The 6,514-nt window shown below is 29.7% G+C and carries 8 protein-coding genes; 7 read left to right on the top strand and 1 reads right to left on the bottom strand.

What is annotated here, in order from left to right; all coding sequences use genetic code 11:
* Positions 1-44: 44 nt before the first annotated feature.
* From L21TH_RS10900 to L21TH_RS10890, 4 genes are all read left to right on the top strand, one after another.
* A complete protein-coding gene (locus L21TH_RS10900; protein ID WP_081627968.1) occupies positions 45-398 on the top strand; it encodes a DUF4446 family protein in 354 nt (117 codons plus the stop codon).
* Positions 399-421: 23 nt separating this feature from the next.
* Complete coding sequence (locus L21TH_RS10895; RefSeq protein WP_006315883.1) at positions 422-1,009, top strand: diacylglycerol/lipid kinase family protein; 588 nt, start codon at positions 422-424, stop codon at positions 1,007-1,009.
* Positions 1,002-1,298 (top strand): diacylglycerol/lipid kinase family protein, encoded by a 297-nt coding sequence (locus L21TH_RS13855; protein ID WP_006315881.1) that lies wholly within the window; start codon positions 1,002-1,004, stop codon positions 1,296-1,298. The genes L21TH_RS10895 and L21TH_RS13855 overlap by 8 nt, the downstream gene beginning before the upstream one ends.
* 71 nt (positions 1,299-1,369) lie before the next feature.
* Positions 1,370-1,660, top strand: coding sequence for a YkuS family protein (locus L21TH_RS10890; protein ID WP_006315879.1), 291 nt, complete (start codon positions 1,370-1,372; stop codon positions 1,658-1,660).
* Positions 1,661-1,680: 20 nt separating this feature from the next.
* Here L21TH_RS10890 and yyaC read toward each other — a convergent pair whose 3' ends face one another.
* A complete protein-coding gene (gene yyaC / locus L21TH_RS10885; RefSeq protein ID WP_006315877.1) occupies positions 1,681-2,271 on the bottom strand; it encodes a spore protease YyaC in 591 nt (196 codons plus the stop codon).
* A 205-nt stretch (positions 2,272-2,476) separates the two neighbouring features.
* Between yyaC and L21TH_RS10880 the strand changes: the two genes are divergently transcribed.
* The 3 genes from L21TH_RS10880 to L21TH_RS10870 are packed head-to-tail and all read left to right on the top strand — an operon-like array spanning position 2,477 to position 6,265.
* Positions 2,477-4,063 carry a spore germination protein gene (locus tag L21TH_RS10880; RefSeq protein WP_006315875.1) on the top strand — a complete coding sequence of 529 codons (1,587 nt, stop codon included), beginning with the start codon at positions 2,477-2,479 and terminating at the stop codon, positions 4,061-4,063.
* Positions 4,060-5,157, top strand: a complete 1,098-nt coding sequence (locus L21TH_RS10875; RefSeq protein ID WP_006315873.1) for a GerAB/ArcD/ProY family transporter — start codon at positions 4,060-4,062, stop codon at positions 5,155-5,157. Before L21TH_RS10880 ends, L21TH_RS10875 begins: the two co-directional genes overlap by 4 nt.
* Entirely contained in the window at positions 5,150-6,265 is a 1,116-nt protein-coding gene (locus tag L21TH_RS10870; RefSeq protein WP_006315872.1) for a Ger(x)C family spore germination protein, read from the top strand. The genes L21TH_RS10875 and L21TH_RS10870 overlap by 8 nt, the downstream gene beginning before the upstream one ends.
* The last annotated feature ends 249 nt before the right edge of the window (positions 6,266-6,514 follow it).

The following is a 6,514-nucleotide window of genomic DNA, read 5'->3' as shown; positions in this document are numbered from 1 at the left end:
AGGTAGCAAGTTTTTAACTTGCGACTCCGAAGCTTGCCATTTCAATGGCGAGTAGTTCACATAATGTGAAGAATGTAAAAAATGAATTAGTTAATATAAAAGAGTATTGTAAAGATATAGATAGTAGATTAAAGCTATCAGTACAAAAGGTTGGGATTATTAGATACAATGCTTTTGATGATATGGGTAGTGATTTAAGTTTTTCAATAGCTTTATTAGATGAAAATCTTAATGGTGTAGTTATATCAACTATTTTTGGAAGAAATGAAAGTAATACATACGCTAAACCTATAATAGAAGGGAAATCTAAATACAACTTATCAGTAGAAGAATTACAGGCCATAGATAAAGCAAAGGAAAATGGAATGTCCAGTAGAATAGCAACTAGAGTTTCATAAAAATAGGAGGAAGGAAAATAAAAATGCTTTTTATTATAAATCCTATTGCTGGTGGGGATAGGGCTAAAAACATTCATCCATTAATAGAAGAAATTATGGAAAATACAAATATAACATATAAAATAGTTTACACTAAAGGTCATAATGATGCCACTAGAATTGCTTATGATGCAATTAAGAAAGGATATAAGACAATTGTAGCCGTAGGTGGAGATGGAACGATAAACGAAGTAGCTAAAGGTATTATTAAAGCAGGTAAAGGTACATTAGGCATAATACCAGGTGGGACAGGTAATGATTTAGTAAGAAGTCTAAACATACCTATAGACCCTAAAGAGGCATTACAAGTTATTTTAACTGGAAAAACGAAAAAAATTGATGTAGGCGAGGCAAATGGAAAAGTGTTTTTAAATGTAGCTAGTGTTGGATTTGATTCAGAAATAGCAAAAAATACAGAAAAAATAAAAAAACATATAAAAAATAAATTTGCTTATACTGTAGGATTATTAAAGACTTTAATTACATATAAAAATAAGAAGGTTGAAATTATACTAGATAATAATGTTAAAATCAATACTAACCTATTACTGTTAGCGGTAGCTAATGGTTAAATACTATGGTGGAGGCATGAAAATATCACCTATGGCTGAAATTGACGATGGTTTTTTTGTTTTGTGTGTAATTAAAGAAATACCTAAAATCAAACTACTTGTTCTTTTCCCTTCTGTATTCAAAGGTGAGCATAAGAAATATAATAAATATGTGAGGTTTTATAAAGCAAAGAATATAAACATAAAAACTAAGGATAATTTATATTTAAATGTAGACGGGGAGATATATGAAACTAATAAAGTTGTAACCTTCAAAATATACAATAAAAAAATAAGTTTAATAGCTTAATACAATATGTGTATAAAAAACCTCTAAGTGATAACAATAATATTAGTATGATTTTGCTTGGGGGTGTTTTTATGCCTAAAAGAATAGCTGTTCAACAGGGTTTAAATGAAATAAAAGAGAGGCTTATAAGGGATGGATATGAAGTATTTGATATAGACTCAGGTCGTAATGTAGAAGCAGTAATATATATGGCTGACGGCTATAACATACCTGATTATAGTCAGTTTACAAATATGAATGAAGGAACAAGCGCAGATATAGGTAGAGGAATGATTTTAATAAATGCAAAAAATAAATCGATAGAGGAGATTGAATACATTATTGAAAATAGAGTTTATACTAGAATATTTGATTACGAGTAAAAAAAGCAACCTGATATGCATTAAACAGGTTGCTTTTCTTTTTTAGATATTTTCCATATGCTATATGATACAGAATTAGCAATGACATTTGCTATTCTCATCACAGTGCTTAACCTAGTGTTTTGTAAAATAACATATTCCATAAAGCCACCTAAATTAACCACACCCGTTATATGAATATCTCCTATATTAGGCAAATCTTTATTAACCCCAGTTCCTGGTTTTAATGGCCCATTAGCTACAGTTACATATCCAATCCTTTCAAGACTACCAAGAGATGCATCTATTGCAATAATAAAAGGTTTATCATATTTATTATTTATCATTTTTATCTTATCATCTAGATTTTTAGCATGAACAGGCTCATCTAATGTACCTAATATATGAACTTTAGAATAATTTTTTAGTAACTTAGTAAGTTTGTATCCAACTAGAGGGCCTAAACAATCTCCGGTAGAACGGTCGGTACCAATACAAACTAAAACCAAATCGTTATAATCATTATCTATAAACTCATTAAGATGGTTTATTATCATTTTACTAAAGGTAGGTATGGCGAAGGGTGAATCAACATTAACACTGTCCTTTTTTCTATTAAGGGATATAGTCATATATCTTCCTCCCTACTAGCTTCGTCTTTATATTTTTATTCTAAAAATAAAAAAATATACTACTAAAAGTTTTTCCAATAATGGTACTGTTAATTCAAATAGTTAAAAGATAATTAAATAGATGTATATTAGTTAAACAATAGTAAAACATAAATTATATGAAAGTACACTTAATATTGACAGTTGAAATAAAGGGGAATCAAATATGTTTAATAGATTTAAGAATATTATTTCTGATTTAAAACATAATGTTTCTAATGAAGATAAGATGAAAACAGCAAAAAAAGTTAATATAGAAGAAAACATAAAAAGGAGATTAAAACACAACCTAAAACTATTTAGGTCTATATTCCATGATTGTTCTGATGTTGTTTTTAAAGAATTTAAAATAGGTTCTGAAAGGGAAATAAATGCAGCAATCATATATGTTGATGGTTTAATAGATAGGGAAATTATACATACTGAAATTTTAAAGCCACTTATGTATTTAACAAGATTAGACGAATATAACTCTACAAATATATCTATTGAGTTTTTAAAGAATACAGATTTAGCTATTGGAGAGATAAAAGAAAAAAAGAAACTTGAAGAAATTGTGGCCTTGATATTATCAGGAGAAACGGCACTTTTAATAGATGGAATAGATAAAGCATTACTTTTAAATTCGAGGGGATGGGAAAATAGACAAATAGAAGAACCACAATCAGAATCAGTAAGTAGAGGACCTAAGGATGGTTTTACTGAAACATTAAGATTTAATACAGCACTTATTAGAAGGAAAATAAAGCATCCAGACCTTAAAGTAAAAATGATGAATATAGGTGAGAGAACAAATACAGATGTAGCTATAGTATATATGGAAGAGATAGCAAAAAAAGAGGTAGTTGAAGAAGTTTTAAGTAGATTAAAAACTATTAAGATTGATGGAATATTTGAAAGTGGGTATATAGAAGAATTTATTGAAGATAATCCATATTCACCTTTTCCTCAGGTTGAAATTACAGAAAGGACAGATAAGGCTTCAGCAGCTCTTTTAGAGGGTAGAGTAGCCATAATAGTAGATGGTACACCTGTGGTTTCTTTAGTACCTGCGATAATGGTTAATTTTTACCAGACACCTGAGGACTATTATGAAAAACCATTATTTGCAAGTGCCTTGAGATTGCTAAGGGTATTAGGTTTTTTAGTAGCAACTTCACTACCTTCCTTATATGTAGCCTTTCTTAGCTTTCATTTTCAACTAATACCTATAAAGCTAGTAGAAACCTTAGCAGAAGGTAGAGTGAAAGTGCCTTTCCCTCCTTTTGTAGAGGCACTACTTATGGAAATTCTTATAGACTTATTAAGGGAGGCAAACTTACGATTACCAGGTACATTAGGACAGTCAATAGGCGTAGTTGGGGCTATAGTTATTGGTCAAGCTGCAGTGTCTGCTAATCTTGCATCTCCAGCAATGGTAATCATTGTATCAATTACAGCAATTGGTGCATATGTAATTCCTAGATTTAGCACCTCCTATTCAATTAGATTTTTAAGATATCCTATGATTTTCTTTGCTGCTACATTAGGTATATTTGGTATTGCAGTTGTATGGCTGTGGATACTTATACATTTATGTGCATTAGAATCCTTTGGTAACCCATATTTATCTCCTTTTACACCTTTAAAGATTAGGGACTTAAAGGATACCGTGATAAGAGCACCTTTATGGGCAATGAGGAAAAGACCTACCTCTCCTGATAGTGAAGATAAGAATAGACAGGATTTACAAAAAGGGAGGATAAATAAATGAGATATGATAAAAATGATGTGATGTCATCAGGACAGTTATTTGCTTTCATAGCCTCTTCAATAGTAGGGACTGGGATGCTTAGTCTTGCTAGTGCTGTTTCAGAAGTAGCTGGTAGAGACGGTTGGATATCTACAATAATAGGTGGTCTAGTTGTATTAATTGGGACATTAATAATAATTCAATTGGCAAAAAGATTTCCAAATGAGACTTTTATAGAATACATACACAAAATTACAGGGAAATTTTTAGGATACATTATAGTTTTTTTATATATCTTATTTTCTATATCTTCTAGCGCAATAGTATTGAGGAGTTTAGCATACCTACTTAATACTTGGTTTTTAAGGTATACACCTAAAGGTGTTATTATATTTTTTATGATAATTTTATGTGTATATCTAAGTCGAAATGGAATCAAAGTATTAGCAAGATTTTCTCAAATAACCTTTTTCATATTATTACCTTTAGTGATACTTATATTTCCACCTGTTATATCTAATCCTACATTTTATAATATAAGACCTGTTGGTAATGAAGGAATATTAAATATACTAAAAGGAGTAATGCCTGCTATCTATTCCTTTCTTGGATTTGAAGTACTACTTGTATATTTCCCTTTTGTAAAGCCTAGAAAAAAAGTGACTAAATCTGCTGTAGGTTCGATTGTTTTTGTAGTAACAATATATACACTTATAGTTTTAGTACAATTGATTGTGTTTCCTCAATCCTCGATAATGCAAATGTGGATGCCTACTATAAACTATGTACTTGACGTAAGATTACCATTTTTAGAAAGAGTAGATTTAGCATTTATATATTTTTGGATATATGCGATTTTTACTACAGCAACAATTCAATTTTATACTGCAACAGTAGAAATAAAGCAATTATTTAAATTAAGTGATAGAAAAAATATATGTTTATATTTAGCCCCAATAGTTTTTATTGGTGCTATATCTCCTGATAATTTAGTAGAAATAACCAAAATAACTGATATTATTAGTAAAGTTGGTGTAGTGGTTACACTCGTTATACCTACTGTTTTATTAGTACTAAGCGTAATATTTTCTAAGAGGAGTGAAAACAATGTATAGAAAAATTACGTTGTTTATGCTTATGACTTTACTTGTGATTATAACTGGGTGCTGGGATAGTATGCTTGTTGAAGATGTGTTTATTGTAACAGGTCTTGGAATAGACATATCAGAAGATAATTCAAATTTGATAACTGTTACAGCCTTTGGACCATCAGTTATAGAAAAGGCTGAAGAACCGTATATAAGCTTTTCAGGTGAAGGAAATAATATAGGCAAGGCCCTACAACACATTCGTAACAAAACTTATAGAGAAGTGGCTATAAGTCATACTATGATTTTATTATTTTCTGAAGAGGTAGCTAGAAAGGATATTAGAAAATATTTGGATTTATTTATCAGAAATGCAGAAATAGGTAGTCAAATAGCTGTAGCTATAACTAAAGGTAGAGCTCAAGACTATTTTACTACGAAGATACGTTCAAATCCTAATACGGCAATGTTTATATCAGACCTTATTGAAACAGAAGAAAGAAAGGTTAATATTTCAGAGTATACATTGAGGGGTATAGTTAACAAATTAAATGAAAGATACTCTAGCTTAGTACTACCATATATAGAATTAGGTAAAAATAAAGATGAAATATTATTAAACAGAATATCTTTTTTTAAAAAAGGAAGAATAGTGGGGACATTGGATAAAGATTATATTTTACCGTTGTTACAGCTTAGGGGTTCCCTAGAGAGAGGTTCCATAGATATTGGGTCAGCTAACCCGAAAAAAGAAATACGTGAAGTTATATCATTAAAGCTCTTTCCTAAAAGCAGAAAGATAGATGTAAATATAGAGGATAATAATGTGAATATAAAAATATTTACTAAATCTGAAGCAAATATATTCGAATTGGAACCACCTGAGAAAAAAATAGATGAAAAAGAAATAGAAAATATAGAAAAGAGAAGTGAGGAATACTTGAAAAAAAATATGCTAGAGTTAATTGAAAAGCTACAAAAGGAGTTTAAAGTAGATGGACTTAATTTAAGTGAGTATGTGAGGGTAAAGTATCCTGATTATTATGAAAGAACTGACTGGAATGAAGTATTCCCTGAAATTAATATAGATATTAAGACGGACATAAAAATAAAGGGAATAGGATTAACTAAATAAATTCGATATATTAACTGTTGACTTGAGGTTGAAAATATATTAATATATTAATTGCTGTCGCTGGTGACGGCGATAAAAAAACAAAAAAACAGTTGACATATCAACAAATATTTGATATACTAATAAAAGTCGTCTCAAGAAAACTTTAAATAAGTCTTCAAAATTCGACAAAAAAGTTCTTGACAAATTCGTTTTGATGTGATAACATATTAAGAGTCGGCAGCAAAAGTCGACAAACAAATTAGGACT

Origin of the sequence: Caldisalinibacter kiritimatiensis (assembly GCF_000387765.1) — a bacterium.
Taxonomy (GTDB): domain Bacteria; phylum Bacillota; class Clostridia; order Tissierellales; family Caldisalinibacteraceae; genus Caldisalinibacter; species Caldisalinibacter kiritimatiensis.
The sequence above is the reverse complement of the archived record's forward strand: the minus strand, read 5'-3'. Positions and strand labels throughout refer to the sequence as shown.